At 74.8% G+C, this 18834-nt stretch carries 10 protein-coding genes; 2 read left to right on the top strand and 8 right to left on the bottom strand.

Annotated features, from left to right (window positions below; all coding sequences use genetic code 11):
- The first annotated feature begins 92 nt into the window (after positions 1 to 92).
- A complete protein-coding gene (locus AB0L45_RS33335; protein WP_365846717.1) occupies positions 93 to 353 on the top strand; it encodes a hypothetical protein in 261 nt (86 codons plus the stop codon).
- Between the two features lie 107 nt (positions 354 to 460).
- On the opposite strand, the gene AB0L45_RS33330 is transcribed toward AB0L45_RS33335, so the two are convergent.
- From AB0L45_RS33330 to AB0L45_RS33310, 5 genes are read right to left on the bottom strand one after another with little or no spacing between them, the layout of a single operon-like run.
- Positions 461 to 2509: a cytochrome P450 gene (locus AB0L45_RS33330; protein ID WP_365846715.1), complete on the bottom strand. Its 2049-nt coding sequence runs from the start codon at positions 2507 to 2509 to the stop codon at positions 461 to 463.
- Positions 2506 to 7137, bottom strand: a complete 4632-nt coding sequence (locus tag AB0L45_RS33325) for an SDR family NAD(P)-dependent oxidoreductase (protein WP_365846713.1) — start codon at positions 7135 to 7137, stop codon at positions 2506 to 2508. The genes AB0L45_RS33330 and AB0L45_RS33325 overlap by 4 nt, the downstream gene beginning before the upstream one ends.
- Positions 7134 to 9065 carry a non-ribosomal peptide synthetase gene (locus AB0L45_RS33320; protein ID WP_365846711.1) on the bottom strand — a complete coding sequence of 644 codons (1932 nt, stop codon included), beginning with the start codon at positions 9063 to 9065 and terminating at the stop codon, positions 7134 to 7136. Before AB0L45_RS33320 ends, AB0L45_RS33325 begins: the two co-directional genes overlap by 4 nt.
- Positions 9062 to 9964 (bottom strand): NAD(P)-binding domain-containing protein, encoded by a 903-nt coding sequence (locus AB0L45_RS33315; protein WP_365846709.1) that lies wholly within the window; start codon positions 9962 to 9964, stop codon positions 9062 to 9064. The genes AB0L45_RS33320 and AB0L45_RS33315 overlap by 4 nt, the downstream gene beginning before the upstream one ends.
- 1 nt (position 9965) lies before the next feature.
- Positions 9966 to 10811, bottom strand: coding sequence for a class I SAM-dependent methyltransferase (locus tag AB0L45_RS33310; RefSeq protein WP_365846707.1), 846 nt, complete (start codon positions 10809 to 10811; stop codon positions 9966 to 9968).
- A gap of 567 nt (positions 10812 to 11378) precedes the next feature.
- On the opposite strand from AB0L45_RS33310, the gene AB0L45_RS33305 reads away from it, so the two are divergent.
- Positions 11379 to 12572 (top strand): cytochrome P450, encoded by a 1194-nt coding sequence (locus AB0L45_RS33305; RefSeq protein WP_365846705.1) that lies wholly within the window; start codon positions 11379 to 11381, stop codon positions 12570 to 12572.
- A gap of 180 nt (positions 12573 to 12752) precedes the next feature.
- Here AB0L45_RS33305 and AB0L45_RS33300 read toward each other — a convergent pair whose 3' ends face one another.
- From AB0L45_RS33300 to AB0L45_RS33290, 3 genes are all read right to left on the bottom strand, one after another.
- Positions 12753 to 13304 (bottom strand): EF-hand domain-containing protein, encoded by a 552-nt coding sequence (locus AB0L45_RS33300; RefSeq protein WP_365846703.1) that lies wholly within the window; start codon positions 13302 to 13304, stop codon positions 12753 to 12755.
- Positions 13305 to 13492: 188 nt separating this feature from the next.
- A complete protein-coding gene (locus AB0L45_RS33295; RefSeq protein WP_365846701.1) occupies positions 13493 to 14317 on the bottom strand; it encodes a SigB/SigF/SigG family RNA polymerase sigma factor in 825 nt (274 codons plus the stop codon).
- 296 nt (positions 14318 to 14613) lie between these two features.
- Positions 14614 to 18831, bottom strand: coding sequence for a hypothetical protein (locus AB0L45_RS33290; protein ID WP_365846699.1), 4218 nt, complete (start codon positions 18829 to 18831; stop codon positions 14614 to 14616).
- Between the last annotated feature and the right edge of the window lie 3 nt (positions 18832 to 18834).

Genomic DNA, 18834 nt, shown 5'->3' with positions numbered 1-18834 from the left:
CCGCCCGCGCAACCCGTTCGCCAGCCCCCGCGTGCGGCGCCTCCCGGGGCGGGTGAGAGTCGTCTCAAACATCCCCTCCCCGAGGAGAGAGCATGCGTCGCACCGCGATAACCGCCATCGGCATCATCGCCGCCGGGTTCCTCGCCGCCACCCCCGCGGCAGCCGCCCCCGCCGGCGGCGGCGGCAAGCATCTGCACTACCACTCCGCCAGCCATCACCACGCCGCCTATGCGGAAGGCGTGAACGCCGGCGGACCGGACGGCGTCACCATCGGCGAGACCGGCTACGCCTCGCACTCGAAGGTCACCGATCTGGCGAAGCACAAGCACTTCTACCACCACTGGGTGCGCTGACCGCTCGCCGCCCGGACCCACCACGTTTCCCGGCCGTACCGGCCCCGCAGCCCTCCGTCGCCCGCCTGGCACGGAGGGCTGCGCCGTACGGGCGGGCCGGCCAGCGTTCACCAGTCCACCGGCAGGGACTCCACCCCGTACGCGGCGTTCAGCGGCGTGAAGCGCAGTTCGCCGAGGGGCACGCGCAGGCGGAGGCCCGGCAGCCGCCGCAGGACGCGGGGGAGGCAGACCCGCAGTTCCATACGGGCCAGTTCGGCGCCGAGGCAGTGGTGCGCACCGTGGCCGAGGGCCAGGTGGTGCGGTGGTTCGCGGGTGACGTCGAGCCGGTCCAGGCCGTCGGCCAGGTCCTCGTCGCGGTTGGCGGAGGGCAGGGAGCACAGGACGTACTCGCCGGCGGCGATGTCCTGGCCGGCGATCGTGACGTCCTCCGTCGTCTGGAAGACCTTGCCGAAGGCCACCACCGACAGGTGGCGGATCAGTTCCTCGGCCGCCCCGGCGGGCCGCGCCCGCCCGTCGCGCACCAGCGCCGCCTGCTCGGGGTCGAGGAGGAGCGCGAGCAGGGACAGCCCCAGCGTGCCGCTGATCGTCGCGTAGCCGGCCAGCAGCAACTGACAGGCGATGCCGGCCAGTTCGGAGTCGTCCAGCTCCGTGCCGTGCGCGGTGGCCAGGTGGCCGAGGACGTGGTCGCCGGGCGCCGCGCGGACCTCCTCGACCAGCGCCCGCAGGTAGGTGTCGAGGCGGCGGAACGCGCCTGCCTGCGCTGCGTGGACGGGGTGGAAGTCGTGCAGGAGGGCGAGGTCGTGGTGGAGCCGCCCGGCGTCCCGCACGGGTACGCCCAGCAGTTCCAGGAACAGCAACCGGGGTACCGGCAGGGCGAATCCGGCGATCAGGTCGGCGGGCGGGCCTGCGCGTTCGATGGCGTCGAGGTGCCGGTCGGCCAGTTCCTGCGCGCGCGGTTCCAGGGCGCGGGCGCGCTGGGCGCTGAACTCCGGGGTGAGCATCCTGCGGATGCGCGCGTGCTCCTCAGGCCCGTACGTGTAGAAGACGCCCGGCCGCGGTGGCGGGAACCCTTCGGGCGGTTCCGGGGGCGGCACCGGGCCGTTCACGGCGGCACGGGAGCTGAAGCGCCGCTGGTCGCTGATGACGCGGCGGGCGTCGGCGTAGCGGGTGACCAGCCAGGCGCGGGCTCCGGTCGGCAGCGTCGTACGGACCACCGGCTGTTCCGCGCGCAGCCGCGCGAAGTCCTCCGCCGGGTCGAAGGGGCAGGAGCGGGAGCGGCGGACGAACAGCGGTACGTCCGGCCCGGCGGCTTCCGGGGCCTGCGTACCGCGCCCGTTCCCTTCCGGTGCGCCCTGCTCCGTACCCGTACTTGCACCCTCTGTCCCGCCGCCGCACGCCTCGACGACGTCGGCGACCAGCCCGGCCTCCTCCTCGGTCAGGTAGAAGTGGTCGCCGGGCAGCGTCCGGTAGCGGAAGGCGGAGCGGGTCATCGCCTGCCAGGACCACATGTCGTCCTCGGTGGCGCGGGGGTCGTCCGCGCCCCGGTAGGCGACGACCGGTGCCGCCAGCCGGGGCGTGCGGGCGGGGCGGTAGGCGCGCAGCAGGGCGTGGTCCGCGCGCAGCACCGGCATGACCAGGTCCAGCAGTTCGGGTGAATGGCGCAGGGCCGGGTCGGCGGCCGCCGCGAGGGCGGCGATCTCCCGGTCGTCCGCGGCGGTTTCCGGCGGCGCGCCCGCCGCGCACAGGTACGGGGCGGCGTGCCCGGACACCAGCAGCGCCGCCGGGGTCACGCCGTCGCGTTCGGCCAGCCGGACGGCCACCTCGTAGGCGACGATCGCGCCCATGCTGTGCCCGAAGAGCGCCAGCGGGCGGTCGAGCAGTCCGCGCAGCGCCGCGTGGATCCGGTCGGCGAGTTCGGTCATGGAGGTGAGCGGCGGCTCGGCGATCCGGTTCTGCCGCCCCGGATAGCAGATCGCGCCCACCTCGGTACCGGGCGGCACCCGGTCCTGCCACCCGTGGAAGAAGGTCGCGGCACCGCCGGCGTGCGGGAAGCAGAGCAGCCGCAGCGCGGGGTCCGGCAGCACCCGCCGGCGCAGCAGCCACCGGGAGGCGTCGGTACGGCCCGGAGCGGGTCCGCGGGCGGATACGCCGGTCATACGGGGTCCTTCCGCTCGGGGACGGGGTCGTGCGGCCGCGGAGTACCGGAAGCGGAACCGTCCGGCCCCGGCGGCGCCGTCCCGCCCCGGGCCGCGTCCAGTTCCGCGGCCAGGCGCGCGACGGTCGGCGCGAGGAACACCGTCTTGACGGAGAGGTCCACACCGAACGCGTCCTGACAGCGCTGGACGACCTGGAGGGCGGCCAGGGAGTGCCCGCCCAGGGCGAAGAAGTCGTCGTGCAGGCCGATGCCTTCCTCGTTGCCGAGCACGTCCTGCCAGATGCGCAGGACCTCGCGTTCCAGGGGACTCCACGCGGTGGCGTCGGCGTCGGCGGTGGGCTCCGGGGAGCCGGGCGGCCCGTCGTCCGGCCGGGTTCCGGCGTCGTGCCGCCACTCGGCGCCGTCCGTGCCGGGCGGCGCGCCGGCAGCGTCCGGAGGCGGTGCGGCTGGTACGGCTGGTACGGCTGGTACGGCAACGGTCTCCGGAGGCAACGCGGAGACGACGACCTGGCCGAGGGAGAGCGCACCGAGGCAGCCCTCGAACGCGGCGATCGCGTCGTCCGGTTCCAGTCCGCCCAGCGGCGCGCCGCCGGCGAGCGCGCGCTGCCGCCGGGCGCCCTCCCGCCCCATGCCGACGCCGTTCCAGCGGTCCCAGTTCACGGAGAGGACCGCGGGGCCCGGCGTACGGGCGGCGGCCTGTGCGTAGGTGTCCAGGAAAGCGTTGGCCGCGCCGTAACAGGCCAGTCCGGGCGCCTGCGAGAACGCCGCCAGGGACGAGAAGAGGAGCACGAAGCCGGGTTCGGCGCCGGTGTCCCGGAGGGCGTCGAACAGGCTGACCGTGCCGGCCGTCTTGGCCGCGAGCGCCTCGGACACCGCGTCGGGCGTGAGCAGTTGGGCCAGGCCGCCGGCCGGTACGCCGGCCGCGTGCACGACGCCGTCCAGGCCGCCGAACCGCCGCAGCGCCTCGCGCAGTACCTCCCGGGTCCGTACGGCGTCGGTGATGTCGGCGCCGCGGGCCAGGAGTTCGCCGGGGAGGCCGGACAGTGCGGCCGCGGTGGCGCGGGCCGTGTCCGGGTCGCGTCCGAGCAGGACGACCCGGGCGTGGTACCGGCGCAGCAGGTGGCCGGCCAGCAGCCGCCCGATACCGCCCGTACCACCGGTGATCAGGTACCGCCCGCCGTCCCTGAGCGCCGTCGCGGGGGCGGCGGGCGGTGCGGGCAGCGGCGGGAAGCGGCGCACCCAGCGGCGTCCGGCGCGCAGCCCTACGGGGCCGGTGGCGGCCGGCCGGGCGAACTCCCGCAGGAGGCCGCGGGCGAGGGCGCGGGCGGGCGGCGCGTCGGGGTCACCGGTGCGCTGTCCGTCGGTGTCCACCACCCGTACGGTCACGGCCTCGCCCAGTTCGGCGCGGAGCGCGCCCGCCGCGCCGACCGGGAGCGCCGCCCAGGGGTCCAGGTCCTCGCTGCCGGTGATTTCCAGTGCGCCTCGGGTGACCAGGCACAGTTCGACGGCGCCGGCCGGGGCGGTGAGCGCGCGGGCCAGTCCGGCGAGGTCGCTCAGCGGCGGGCAGGCCGGGTGCGACGGCGCGCCGTTCCAGGTGCTGACGATGCGCAGCGGCAGGCCCGGGTCGCCCTCGGCCGTCTCGATGAGCTTGGCGTACTGGTCGGCGGCGCAGGGGTCGAGGGTGACGGTGCGGCCGCCGGCGTGGTCGTGACCGTGCCGGCTGGGGCCGGCGTCCGGCACCACGGTGGTCAGCGCGGCGCCGCGTTCGGTCAGTTCGCGGCGCAGGGCGTCGGCGGGCGGGGTGCCGTCGTGCAGCAGCACCCAGCGGTGGCCGGTGACGTCCGGGCCGGGAGCGGTGGGTTCCGGTTCCAGGTCGCGCTGCCAGGCGACTCCGTACCACGGGCCGCTCGCGGCCGTCCGGTCCGGCGCGGCGGCGGGTGCCGGACGGTGGCGGGTGGGCGCGAAGGGGTACGGCGCCGCGGGCACCCGGGGCCCGGGCGACGGCCACAGCGCGGCCGGCTCGATGTCGACGCCCGCTTCCCAGGCACGGGCGAGCGCCGTCAGCAGCACCTCGCGGTCGTCACGCTCCTCCAGCGGGTGCCGCATGACGGGGACGGCCCGGTCGAGGCCCTGGGCGCGGGCCAGGGTGGTCAGGGTGGTGCCGGGCCCCGCTTCGAGCAGGAGGCGGGGGGCGTGCTCGCGCAGGCAGGCCAGGCCCAGGTCGAAGCGGACGGTGTTCCTGAGGTGGGCGACCCAGTACTCGGGGTCGGTGAAGTCGGCGTCGGCGGTGCCGGTGACGTTGGAGATCAGCGGCACGCCGGGCGGCCCGAGGGTGATGCCCGCGACCACCTCGCGGAACGCGCCGAGCACCGGCTCGACGAGGGCGGAGTGCGCGGCGGTGGCCAGCGGCAGGAGGTGGCAGGCGGTGCCGTCCGCGGTCAGGCGGCGGCGCGCCGACTCGATGCCGGGCGCGGGTCCGGACAGGACACAGGCGTCGGGGCCGTTGACGACGGCGAGGCAGACGCCGTCCGCGAGGAAGGGGCCGAGGTCGCGGGCGTCGGCCCGGACCACCAGCATGGCGCCGTCGCCGACGCCGGAGAGCAGCCGTCCCCTGCTGCTGACGAGGGTGAGCGCGTCCGGCAGGGACAGGACTCCGGCGAGGTGGGCGGCGGCGTACTCGCCGAGGCTGTGGCCCATCAGGACGGCGGGTGTGACGCCGAAGGAGGCGAGCAGCCGGGCGAGGGCGACTTCGGTGATGAAGACGGCGGGCATCGCGACGCGCGGGTCCGGGTCGGCGTCCGGTGCGCCGTCGCCGGGCGCGGACGGCCACCAGGCGCGCAGGCTCCGGGCCGTCCGCCGGTCGGGCAGCAGACGCAGGCAGGTGTCGACGGCCTCCCGGAAGACGGGTTCGTCGCGGTACAGCTCCCGGCCCATCCCCGGGTACTGCGAGCCGCCGCCCGGGAAGACGAACGCCACCTCGCCCGGGTGCCCTTCGGCGGTCCGGGACGCCGGCTCCGTACGGAAGGCGGACGGTGTGCGGGCGTGGGCGCGGTCGCGCAGGACCACGGCGCGGCGGCGGGCGAACCGGCGCCGTCCGACGGCCAGCGTACGGGCGAAGTCGGCGAACTCCTCGTCGCGCAGGCCGCGCAGCGTACGGGCGTGTGCGGCGGCCATCTCGTCGAGCGCCCGCTCGTCGCGCGCCGACCAGGCCAGCAGCTGCCAGGGCCGGGCCGGTGCGGGCGGCCGGGGCGGCGGCGGTTCCTGGAGGATGACGTGCGCGTTCGTGCCGCCGACGCCGAAGGCGCTGACGGCGGCGCGGCGCGGTACGGAGGTCAGCGGCCAGTCCTCGCCCGCCACGGCGGGCACGAACGGGCTGCCAGCGAAGTCGATGTCGGGGTTGGGGTGGAACGCCCCGTTCGGTGACGGGGGGATGCGCCCGTGGCGGACCATCAGGGCGGCCTTGATGAAGCCGGCCACGCCGGCGGCGGCGTCGGCGTGGCCGATGTTCGCCTTCACCGAGCCCAGCCGGCCGCGGCCGCGGCCGGTGGCGCCCGCCGCGCGGTAGGCGCGGGTCAGGGCGGCGACCTCGATGGCGTCGCCCAGCGCGGTGGCGGTGCCGTGCGTCTCGACGTAGCCGACGCTGTCCGGGTCGACGGCGGCGTCCCGCAGCGCCGCCTCGATGACGGCCTGCTGGCCGGGGATGCCGGGCGCGGCGTAACTGAGCTTGTCGTTGCCGTCGTTGGTGACGGCGCTGCCCTTGACGACGGCGTGGATCCGGTCGCCGTCGGCGAGCGCGTCGGCGAGTCTGCGCAGGGCCACCACGCCCAGGCCGTCGCCGGACACGAAGCCCGAGGCGTCCCGGTCGAAGCAGCGTACGTACCCGTCGGCCGACCAGACGCCGCCCGCGCGGCGCAGGTAGCCCTGCCGGCGCCACGGCGACCAGGACACGCCGCCGGCCAGCGCCAGGTCGCAGTCGCCGGCGGCCAGCGCGCGGCAGGCGACGTGCACGGCGACCAGCGAGGTGGAGCAGGCCGACTGCACGGCGAACGCGGGCCCGGTCAGCCCGAGCTGGTAGGCGGCGCGGGTGGGCAGGAAGTCCTTGTCGTCCGCGGCCATCAGCAGGTCGGCGGAGGTGCCGAGGAAGACCGAGCTGTCGGGGGTGCGGTGGGTGCCCACGGTCTGGCCCGCGTAGACGCCGACGGTCCCGGGGAACCGTTCGGGGTCGTGGCCGGTGTCGTCGAGCGCGTGCCAGGCGGCTTCCAGGAACATCCGCTGCTGGGGGTCCATGACGGCGGTCTCGCGCGCGGAGTAGCCGAAGAAGGCGGCGTCGAACCGGTCGGCGTCCCACAGGATGCCCGCGGCGGGCATCAGCGCGGGGTCGGCCAGGCGCGTGCTGTCGGCGCCCGCCTCGGTGAGCTGTTCAGGTGTCAGTTCCTGGATGCCGCGCCGTCCTTCGGACACCAGGCGCCAGAACTCCTCCGGGCCGGTGGCGCCGGGGAAGCGGCAGGCGATGCCGACGACGGCGAAGCCGGTCTCGGGAGCGGGGTCCGGGCCGGCCTGCGGGTCACGGCCGGGCCCGGTGGCGGGGCCGGCGCCGTCCGCCGTTCCCCCGGTGTGCGCTGCGGTCACTGGAGTCCGCCTTTCACCGTGCGTACGGCGGGCAGGGGGTGCCCGGCGGCCCGTCCGGCGCCGGGCGGTACGGTGCCCGCGGCCCGCGCGCCGTTGCGAGTGCGGTCGAGGAGCGCGGTGAGCAGCCGTACGGTACGGGCGTCCATCAGGTCGGCCGCGCCGAGCCGCGTGCCCCAGCGGGCGGTGACGGCCGCCTGGATGCGGATCATGTCGAGCGAGGTGGCGCCGAGGTCGGCGAAGTCGTCGTGGGGGGCGATGTCGTCCAGGCCCAGGACCGCGGCCACCAGTTCGGCCACCTCGTGCTCCCGGCCGGACGCCACGGCGCTCCGCCCGGCCGCCGGGGCGCACCGGCGCACGGCCGGCGGGGCCAGTGCGCTGCGGTCGATCTTCCCGTGCGCGGTGAGCGGCAGCCGTTCCACGAGGACGAAGGAGGACGGGACGAGGTGGGAAGGCAGCAGCGCGGCCAGGTGCCGGCGCAGTCCGGCGGCGGTGACCGGGGCGCCGGGGACGGCCTGTACGTACGCCGTGAGCCGGTCCGTCCCGCCGTCCGCCGGCGCGCTGCCGGGGAGCGGTGGTACGGAGGTGCCGGGCGCCCCGCGCGTCGCGGTCACGGCCGCCGCGCTGACGTCCGGGTGGCGCAACAGGGCCGCCTCCACCTCGCCGGGCTCGATGCGGTAGCCGCGGACGTTGAGCTGGCCGTCGATCCGCCCGAGGAAGAGGTAGGAACCGTCCGGGAGGCGGCGGGCCAGGTCGCCGGTGCGGTAGAGCAGGCGCCCGGGGAGCGTGCCGAAGCGGTCGGGTACGAAGTGGCGGCGGGTGTCCTCCGGGCGGTCCAGGTAGCCCAGTCCGACGCCGGGGCCGCCGATGTGGACCTCGCCGGGCGCCCCGTCCGGGACGGCCGCTCCCCGCTCGTCCAGGAGGTGCACGGTGACGCCGGGCAGCGGGTGCCCGATGCCGGGGGTGCCCTGCCCGGGGCGGCAGCGGCCCATGGTGGCGCAGACGCCGGCCTCGGTCGGCCCGTACGCGTTGAACAGGCGCACCCGGGTGCCCCAGCGCCGTACGAGGTACTCGGGCAGCGGCTCGCCGCCGGAGGTGAGGGTGGTGACCGGTACCGGTTCGTCCTGCGGCAGGGTGGCCAGCAGGGAGGCGGCGCCGGAGAGGTGGCTGATGTCCAGCTCCCGCAGGGTGCGGCTCAGTTCGGGGCCGTGCAGGGGGACGCCGGCGCGCGGGACGACGAGGGTGCCGCCGCTGAGCAGGCTCATGGCGAGTTCCCAGATCCACACGTCGAAGGTGAACGGCGCGAACTGCAGGACGCGCGCCCCTTCAAGATCGCCGTAGACGTGCTGGAGTCCGTGCGCGAGGCTGACGACCGCGCGGTGCGGTATCCGTACGCCCTTGGGCGCCCCCGACGAGCCGGAGGTGTGCAGGACGTAGGCGAGGTCCTCGGGGCCCGCCGCGTCCTCGGGCGGGCCGGGGCGCGCGGGCGCCGCGGGAGCGCTCAGGGTCGTGCCGGACAGCCGTACGCAGGTGGCCTCGCCGCCCGCGGCCCGGGGCAGCAGGGCGGGGTCCGGCTCCCGGTCGGTGACCACCGTGCGGACGGCGGCCTCGTGCAGCACCGCCCGGTTGCGCGCCGCCGGGTACGAGGCGGGCAGCGGTACGTAGGCGGCGCCCGCCGTCCAGAGGGCGAGGACCGTGACGGGCAGCAGGGGTGAGCGTTCCATCGTCACGCCGACCGTGTCCCCTCGCCGGACCCCGGCGCGGCGGAACTCGGCGGCCAGCTCCCCGGCCCGGCAGGCCAGTTCGGCGTACGTCGACCGGCCGCCGGGGTGGACGAGCGCGTCGCGCCCGGGAACCGCGCGCGCCCACTGCCGGAAGAGCGCCACCGCACCGGTACCGGGCCCCTCCCCCGCGCGGCTCCCGCCCGTCATGCGCCCTCCACCGGCTGCGGGGCGGCGCCGCGGCGGGCGCGGAACTGCTCGGTGAGGATGGCGATGTGCTCCCGCCGGTGGCCCTGCTCCAGCGCGGTGCGCACCCGGTCCCGCAGGGTCCTGAGGTACGAGGCGTCGACGCCGGCGTCCTCGGCCGCGCCGGTCAGGTTCTGCAGGACGTCGATGTGGGTGGTCAGTGGCGCCTGTTCGTACGCGTAGTCACGGCGCTCGATCAGGTCGAGGCCGACCCGTACGGTGTTCTCGAAGCCCGGGTCGTACAGCGGCACCGAGTCGGCGAACGCGCCCAGGGGGACGCCGATGTGCTCGGCGATCGCCGCGCACTCCAGGAAGCCGCTGACGAACGCGTAGTAGAAGGCGCTGGCGACGACGTGGTACGCCTTCGCGTAGCGCGGTTCGTCGTGCAGCCGCACCTGTTGGCCGGCCATCGCCTTGGTCACCGGGCCCAGCTCGGCGAAGTCCTCCGGGGCCCCGCCGTACACCGTGAAGCAGGCGTCGGTGCCGATGGCGTCCGGGTAGTTGAGGATGGCTGCCTCCATGAAGCGGCCCCCGGCGCCGGTGACCCGGTTCTGGAGCGGTCCGACGCTCTCGGGCACCCCGCTGGAGTGCTGCACGACCAGCCGCCCGGCCAGCTCGGCGGCGGCTTCCTCCAGGACGCGGTGGGTGACCGGGTAGTTGAGCAGACACAGCAGGGTGACGGGGGAACTGCGGATCGCCTCGGCCGCGGTGGGGTGGACGCGGATGCGCGGGCTCAGCTCCGCCACCTGCCGGGCGCGCCGCTCGGTGCGGTTCCACACCGCCACCTCCAGGCCGGCCGCGGCACAGGCCCTGACCACTCCCGAACCGATCACACCGGTACCGATCACGGTCACGTCCGCCATGTCAGTGCTCCGTCCTGGTGAAGGTCATGAGGATGGCGCCGACCTCGGGGGCCTCGGCCCAGCCGGCGAAGGCCGCCAGGAGGCGGCCGGCCTGTTCGTCGCCCAGCGTGTCCGCCAGGCGGGCGCCGGCCTTCTCCAGCCGGCCCAGCAGCCTGCTGAAGGAGCCCCGCACGCTCTCGGTGAGGTCCAGGAGTTCGGTGATGTGCAGCCCGGCCTCCCGGGCCGCCGCCAGGTGCACGTGCGGCGGGTCCAGCGACACGGCGTTCAGCAGGCTCAGGTACGGGCCGATGCGGTCCAGCAGCTCCCGGGTCGTCCTGCCGCGTACGTACGGGGTCTCGACGACGAGCCGGCCGCCCGGCCGCAGCACCCGGGCGAGCGCCCCGTACAGCTCCGCGACGTCGAAGTGCGGCGTGCTCTCGAAGGCCAGCGCCGCGTCGAAGGAGGCGTCCTCGAACGGCGGCCGCAGCGCGTCCGCGTGCTGGAAGCGCACCGCGTGGCCCAGCCCCAGCTGCTGGGCGTACCCGGCCGCGGCGCGCAGCGCCCGGTCGTCGATGTCGATGCCGACGACGCTCGCGCCCGAGGTCTGCGCGAGGCGTACCGCGGGCCGCCCGTTGCCGCACCCCACGTCCAGGACGCGGCTGCCCCTGGTGGCCGCGAGCTTGTCCAGCACCAGTGCGGTCAGCCGCTCGGTGGCCTCCTCGACGGAGGCCGGGTCGTCGGCGCCGGTCCACATACCGAAATGCCGGTCGGGCCCGGCGGCGTCCTCTTCGAGGACGGTGAGCATGGCGTAGGTGCTCTCGATCTCCCGGTGGGAAAAGGCTCCGGTCCAACTCGGTTCGGCGGACATGCGAAACACCCTCCGTCGCGGTCTGTACCGAATACGGACCGGCGGGACCGGACCTGCTGCTGTCCCCCTTCTGTATCCCGGTGCCGGCACGTGAAAAGGAAGTACGAGCGGCCGCGAGGGCTTCGCGGTCCCCGCGGTGACAGGAAGTGCGGCGGTACGAAAACACCACGATGCCGCGAGCGCCCCCCGGTGGTCCGGCATCCGGCTGCAAGAGTTGCCGAGGGCCGGGCAGCCGTCAAGCAACGGTTCTGGCCACCCGGCCGGCACCGGCCGGAGGGTTCCGGGCGTGCCACCACGGGCGCGGCCGGCGGAACAATTCGATCAGGCCCCACCGTCCCCTCGCACACCTCGTGATCCGGCCGAATCGGCCATCTTCCGCGTACCGCGCGGGAAATGACTAATAGCGGACGCCCCTCGGCAGCACGGCGCCACTAACGTCTTTCCGGTGAGTCGCCGCGCCGGCCGGGCCGGGCCGCGGCACAGGCACGGAAAGCACCGCACGCCCGGGGCGCCGGCACCGGGAAGAACGGTCGCGGGCAGGGCTCCGACTTCCGTACTGGAGATTCCGTGGACACACACCCCGAACCCATCGACTATCCGTTTTCCGAGCCGTCCGGGCTCACCGTCGATCCGGAATACGAACAGTGCCGCAGTCGCCCCGGCCTGACGTGGATACGTCCGCCGTACGGTGACGACGCCTGGCTGGTGACGCGTTATGCGGACATCCGCTTCGTGCTGCGGGACCGGCGGTTCGTGCGCACGCCCCCGCCGGGCAGCGACGAGGCGCGGCTGACCCCGCTCCCCCTCCAGGACAGCATCCTGAACACCGACCCGCCCCAGCAGCCACGGCTGCGCAAGGCCCTCGCCCAGGGGCTGATGTTCAACGCCGAGCACGTGCGGGACCTGGAGGAGCTGGCCGGCAAGGAGGCGCGGCGGCTCCTGGCGCGCTGTACGGCGGAGCCGCCCCCGGCCGACCTCGCCGCCGTGTACACCAAACCGCTCACGGTGGCCGTCCTCTGCCCGCTGATCGGCATCCCCGAGGAGGACCTGGCGGTCTTCCTCGACTGGTTCGAGGGGTTCGCGGGCACCGGTCTGCCCGCCGACGTGGTGGAGGCGCGGATCGCGGAGATCTCCGGCTACACGGCCCGGCTCATCGCCGACCGCCGGGAGCGGCCGCGGGAGGACCTGGTCAGCCGTCTGGTGGCCCGCCTCGGCCAGGACGACGGGCTGTCCATGGAGGAGCTGGGCGAGCTGGTCAACGACATCCTGCTGGCCGTCGACAACGTCACCACCCAGCTCACCAACGCCTGTTACGTGCTGCTCTCCTCCCCGGAGCACTTCCGGGAGCTGACGGCCGACCCGGGGCTGCTGCCGCGCGCCGCCGACGAGCTGCTGCGTTACGCGCCGTTCCCCTCGCACGTCACCTTCGCCCGGTACGCGACCGAGGACGTCCAGGTCGGCGGCACCCTGGTCCGCGCCGGCGAGCAGGTGCTGCCCGCGCTGCCGGCCGGCAACCACGACCCGCGGATGTTCGCCGATCCGGAGCGGCTGGACTTCCACCGGAGCGGCAACCCGCATCTGTCCTTCGGCCACGGGACGCACCACTGCATGGGGCCGCCGCTGGTGCGGATGCTGGTGAAGGTGGCGGTGGCGGCGCTGCTCGGCCACCCGGGCCTGCGGCCGGCCGCGGCGGAGGAGGAGCTGCCGTGGCGTGCCGACCTGATCATCCGGCGCGTCGAGTCGCTGCCGGTCACCTGGTGAACCGGGAGCCGCCGGCCACCCGGTGAGCGGGGAGGCGGCACCGGGCAGCCGGCCGGGTGCGGGAGCGACGAGAACGACGAGAACGACGAGAACGACGAAAAACGGAGACCGGGCCGGGCCCGGTCTCCGTCACGGCCGTCCGCGTCGGCCGCGCGTTCCGCTTTTCGTCTCCGCGGGTTTTCAGGTGCGGGTCAGCGGCCCGAACACCTGGCTGGTGCGGTCCTCGGCGCTTTCCTTGGAATACAGGTCACGACAGGCCACGAAATACTCCTCGGAGCTGATGCGGCCGTCGTTGTCGGTGTCGATGCTCCGGGCACCGACCCGGGCGTCGCGGATGGACAGCCCGAACGCGCGGAGCAGTTCGGCGTACTCGTCCTGGGACAGGTACCCGTCGTCGTTCGTGTCGGCCACCTGGAACTCGGCGTCCGTGATCGGACGCAGCAGACCATCGGCCGTCGACGGCTTCGCGTGGCGGTCCATGTATGCCTGGAACTCGGCCCGCGAAATGCGGTTGTCCTTGTCCGTGTCCGTCAATTCGTACATGATCTGCCAGGCCTTGGCGTACGCCTCGTGCAAACGCGCCCACTTGGCGCTCTCCTTGCTGTAGCCGAAGTGCGTCAGTGTGCGTTCGGCCAGCCGCTGGAGGTCGACTTCCTCGATGTAGCCGTTACCGTCGACATCCGCCAGGTTGAACCACTGATCCGATTTCTGCGCTATGACACCGGCGACCATTCCGCTCTCCGTTCGTGTAGACGGCTAGCTGTGATTCGCGCATGGAGCACTCTACAGAAACGGGTGTATCGGTCCACCTCGAAAACGCGACATTCGGCTGCTCGCGCGGGAGTTTCCCACGGGATGACCGGTGCCGGTGTGGGCGGGTGCCCGCAGCGGTGCCGGCGGGAAGGAATTCCCGCGTGTGGTCACGCGGCCGCCTGGTACTCCTCGTCCGTCCTGCGCTCGACCTCGGCCCGCACCCGGCTCAGCGCCCGGCTGATCAGCCGCGAGACGTGCATCTGGGACAGGCCCAGTTCGGCGGCGATGGCGCTCTGCGTCATGTCCTTGAAGAACCGCAGGTACAGAATGCGGCGTTCGCGTTCGGGCAGCCGGGCCAGGGCGGGCTTGACCGCCTCGCGGTCCTCGATGAGCCCGAAACGGCCGTCCGCCGCGCCGAGGGTGTCCATGAGCGTGTAATCGTCGTTGTCGCCGCTGCGGTCCAGGGCCACGTCCAGCGACAGGGACCGGTAGGTCTCCAGCGCCTCCAGCCCGAGCACCACGTCGTCCTCCGCGAGCCGGGCGTGTTCGGCGATCTGCGTGACGGTCGGCGACCGGCCGTCCAGGGTGGTGCTCAGTTCCCGTACGGCCTTGCGGACCTTGTTGCGCAGCTCCTGGGTGCGCCGGGGCACGTGCACGTCCCAGGTGTGGTCACGGAAGTGGCGCTTGAGCTCACCCGTGATGGTGGGTATGGCGAACTGCTCGAAGGCGTCCGCCCGTTCGGGGTCGAAGCGGTCGACCGCCTTGACCAGGCCGAGGGCGGCGACCTGCTTGAGGTCGTCGAGCTGTTCCCCGCGCTCGCGCAGCCGTACGGCCTGGCGGTGGGCCAGCGGCAGCCAGGCGGTGATCACGCGCTGGCGCAGCCGCTCCTTCTTGGGGCCGTCCGGCAGGGTGACGAGCAGCCGCATCTCCTCGGTGGTGTCGGGGTCGTCGTGGCGGCGCCCGTGGCGGCGCGCGATCATGGTGGTGGCCATCGCCGGCTCTCCTTAGACGCTGGTGGGCGGTTCGCAGGCAGTGAGTGGCCACTCACCGGAAGACGGCAGACTGGCCCCTCTGGGACGGGGTGCCTGCGGTTCCGAAGCACTGACGCTCTTGTGTCCCGGCATCCACGGCTCACACTCCGGGGACCGAGATTTTTCCGCCCGGTCCTTGCCCCTGGGGCAAGGGCAGAGCTGAGGCCCGGACATGGCGCAGCGACCGGGTGAGAAGTGGACCCCCGCACCCGGCTCGGCGGCCGGGGCGGGGGTCCGGGGGCGGACGGTCCGGGCCCTCACTCCTCCAGGACCACGCGCCCGAACACCGTCGTCGTCAGCCCGAAGAAGTCCGCGTGGACGAGCCGCCGGGCCACCGGGCGGGTGGTGCCGTGGGCGGTGAGGGTGCCGGTGGCCGTGGTGCGGTCGGTGAAGTAGGTCTCGGACTCCTCGACGAGGAGGCGGTACACGCTGGGCGACGGAAACCGGCCGGGCGGCGGGGTCAGTTCGCCGGACCAGACGAAGCCGGCGCCCCTGGGGGTGCAGGTCAGTTCGGCGGTGGTGCCGTCCGCGGCCCAGTCCAGCTCGTTCCCGGAGCGGGCGCGCTGCTGCACGGTGGCGGTGACGCGGCGGCTCGCCGCCATGCCCGCACCTCCCGGGCCCGCGAACTCACCCGTGTCGTTGGCGGCGGCCGGGCCGCTCAGCTCGACGCGGATCCGGCCGTCGGCCGTCATCGCGGCGGTCACCGTGCGCTCGGGCAGCAGCTGGACGAACTCGCCGGTGACCACCTTGGACAGGTGCAGGGGGTCGACGGCGTACGGCTGGTAGCGGGCGAACGCCGGCCGCAGGTAGGGGAAGTAGGCGGGGCTGTCGGCCAGGTCACCGAGGTCGACGTCGATGTCGCAGGTCCACAGGCCCAGCTGCTCGTCGTAGACCGGCGCGTACGCGGCCACCGCCACCCGCGCGGGCGTGCCGCCGACGGTCTCGGTCAGCAGCCGGTCCGTGGCCGTCACCGCGGCGTTCGGGAAGTTGGCGGGGCGCAGGCGCGGCAGGACGGAGTCGTCCGCCCAGACGGGATCGGTGCCGCAGCGGGTGACGAGGCCGGCCGGGAGCCTGCTGCCGGGGTCCAGGACGACGGCGAGGAGTTCGTCGTCGCCGGAGGAGAACCAGGGGCGGCGGAGGTGGACGCGTACGCCCGCGCTCCGGCGGGTCCTGGTCACCCGGTGCGCGTCGGTGTCCACCGTGTGTTCCCAGGTGACGGTGGGGACGGTGTGGCTCACGTCGGGCGGCTCGGGGCGGCGGGTGGCCGGCACCGGCCAGCCACGGCCGGTGGGCCCCGGGGCGGCGGGGCCCCGGCTGGTGATCAGTTCGGGCCGGTCGGTGATCGCCGGGTGGAAGTACTCGCGGAAGCGGGTGGTCGCGGTCGGTGTGTAGGTGACGTTGCGGTGCCGGGTGTCGCGGAACTCGTGCCGTACGCCGCTGAAGGGGAGGGTGTTCCGGTCGCGGCCCGTGGTGAGGTCGCCCACGTGGTCGTAGCCGGTCACGCGGCGCGGCGCGGCCTCCTTCGCGTCGTCGAGCCACTCCTCCCAGGTCGCGTCGAGGTCGATGCGTCCGGTGCTCTTCGCGTGCAGGGACAGCGTGCCGGAGACGAGCGCGGCGGTCTCGCCCGCCGTACGGCGGAACCGCAGGCCGGCCAGGGACGGCGGCGCCAGGGGCTTCTCGACGGCGTGGACGAGGGTGAGTTCCGTCCACGGGGTGATCATCCAGTTCTCGCCGGCCGCGGACGCCACCGTGAGTTCGCGGCGCTGTTCCGGGGTCAGGCGCAGTGGGTCGTTCCACAGGGGCGAGGCGGTCAGCAGCTGCCAGACACGGAAGAGCGGCAGGTCCTCCTCCGCGATGCGGCAGCTCATGCGGACGGTCACGACCTCCGCCTTCGGCACGTACACGGTCAGGACGCCGCCGGCCGGCGGGTCGGGCGGGCGGTCCCCCTCCTCGATCCGCAGCCGCAGCGGCCGGGCCTGGGGCCAGGTGCCGGTGAAGTCGTAGGTACGGTGCGGTGCGCTGCCCGTACCCGGCAGTCCGTGCAGCGCGAGACCGCGTGCGGGGACGTCGGGCAGGTACGGCAGCAGGAGCCGGTCGGCGTCGTGGACGACGTACTCGCCGGTGTGCAGGCCGTCGCCGCGCTGCACCGGCAGTTCGGTCAGGGGTGAGGTGTCGTGCGGGCTGTGCTTGGCGACGTGGATCTCCCCGGCGGCCTTCAGGTCGCGGGTGACGCGCGGGTCCTCGGGAAGGCTGACCACCGTGTCGAGATAGCTGCCCGCCTCGCGGGACGCCGCGGCGAAGTACTGGCGGCGCAGCGCTTCCGGCCGGTCCGGCCCGAAGACGGCGTCGTACACGCCGTGCTGCTCGGCCATCTGGAGCGCGGTCTTGGGCGGGCTGAGGTGCCGTTCGTCGAAGGCGCGGTAGCGGCGGTCGAGGCCGTCGGCGGGCGAGTTCTTCTCGTGGTCGGTGACCTGCGGGTTGCGCAGGCCGGCCCACTCGGCGGGCGTCAGCGGCCGGCCGGACGCGTCGACGGTGCTGCGGATGACCAGGTGCGGTTCGGACTCGCCTTCCAGGAACGGCCACCTCGGCACGATCACGGGCGGCGGTACGGGTTCCCAGCGGGTGTAGGTGACGGGTGCGGTGGCGGTGCCCTCCACGGCGGGTGCCGCGGGGCCGAGGCTGTTGCCCGCGAGGTCGACCAGGCGGGCGCGCAGCCGGTACGTACGGCCGTAGCGCAGGGCGGGCAGCGTGCCGGGGGTGGGGCGGAACGTGGCGGCCAGCGGGAAGCGGTCGGAGATCTCGGGGTCGGGCACCTGCGGCCGGTTGCCGGCGCCGAGGGTCCGGCCCGGCGGCGGGGCGGCCAGGCTCCAGCCGTGCCAGCCGAACAGCGCCTGGTGGACGTAGAGCTGGTGGCCGGCGGCGCGGTCGCGGGTGACGGCCGACGCCTTGACGTGTCCCTCGTCGGGTGCGGCGGCGATCGGTACGGCCGGGGCGCCGGGCCGCCTGATCGCGTACTCCCCCGTCCGTGCGCACAGGGAGTGCCAGGCGGCGACGCGCCCGGTCCGCTCGTCCGCCACGCCGACGTCCACGCGCAGGCCGCGTACGAGGTGCGCGGCGTCCAGGACCGCGGTGGCGACGGGCCGGCCGTCGGGGCCGACGCCGGCCGTGTGCCGGGCGTCGGCCTCCATCTGGTCGGCCAGGGCCCGGTCGCGGTCGTCGTGGAGGACGGTCAGGCCCGCGCCGTGCAGGGCCGGTACGGCGGTCGGGTCGGCGGCGACGGCCTCGCCCGGCTGCTGGGTGCCGCTCAGGTACTGGTCGATGACGCGGGAGAATTCGACGAACTTCAGGGCGGCGCCGTCGAGGTCCAGGTCGGTGGTGTGCACCTCGTCGGCGCCCAGCCGGAGCATCCGGTGGCCGTGGAAGCCGTCGTCGGCGGCGTACGGTTCGAAGCGGCGGCCCGGGACGTGGCGCAGCGCCGTCCAGGGGCGCAGGGCCGGGTCGGTGTTCAGGTGGGCCTGGGCGTCGGTGAAGGTGACGCGGGCCTGCCAGCGGTCGGCGAGACCGGCCGGGGGTGTGACGAGCAGGTCGAGGGCGAGGCCGAAGCGGCGCAGGAGTTCGGGGTGGTCGGCGAGGAGGGCGCACGCGGTGTGGAAGTCGAGATCGGGCTGTTCCAGGGGCGGCTCGGCCACGGGCGCGGCCGCGGCGGCCGCCGGGCGTGGGGCCCGGTCGTAGAAGCGGTACGTCTCGGCGAGGCCGAGCAGTGCGCTGTCCTGCGTGTAGTCGCGCGCGGCACGGTCCATGTGCCGGGGGCGGTACGGGTTCGGGTCGGCGGTGGCGCCTTGCCGCCCGGCGGGCGGGGTGCCGAGGAGGGTGTCGAGCCGTGGGTAGCTGCTGCCGACCTGGCCGGAGAAGGCCCGGATCGTGCGGGTCAGTACGTCGGTGAGGTCGCTGCTCTCGGGGTGGTTCCAGTCGGCGGCCGGGCCCGGCGTCTCCAGGGAGCGCGCCGCCGCGAGGTTCAGCTCGCCGCCGTCGGCCTGCGGGTTGGCCCGGCGGTCCGCGGTCGCGCTCACCGCCGCTTCGTACAGCGCCGTGACCTGGGCGTGCACCGCCCCGGCGGGGAACGACCGCAGGACCGGGAGCGGTTCCGCCGTGGCGGTGAGGGCGCCGGTGGGCGCGTGGACCACCGTGTCGGGCGTGAACAGTTCGGTCCACAGGGCGCTGTCCGCGGGCGGGAAGCGCCCGGTCCGCGCCGTGGCGGGGACGAGGACGCCCGGCTCCGTGGCTCCGGGCGCCCGGAACTCGACCTGGAGCGCGGGCGCGTACGTCCGCAGGGTCTGCGGCCAGTCCCGGAAGCGGCGGAAGTCGTCGAGCCGGGTGCCGCCGGTGAGGCGGGGGCTGACCAGCACGGTCAGCCGGAGCGTGCCGTCGGGGGCCGGGCCGTCGGGCAGTACGGTCCACCGGATCGTCTCGGGCATGGC

Source organism: Streptomyces sp. NPDC052496 (assembly GCF_040679095.1).
Lineage (GTDB): Bacteria > Actinomycetota > Actinomycetes > Streptomycetales > Streptomycetaceae > Streptomyces.
This window is presented reverse-complemented; position numbering and strand designations above follow the sequence as displayed.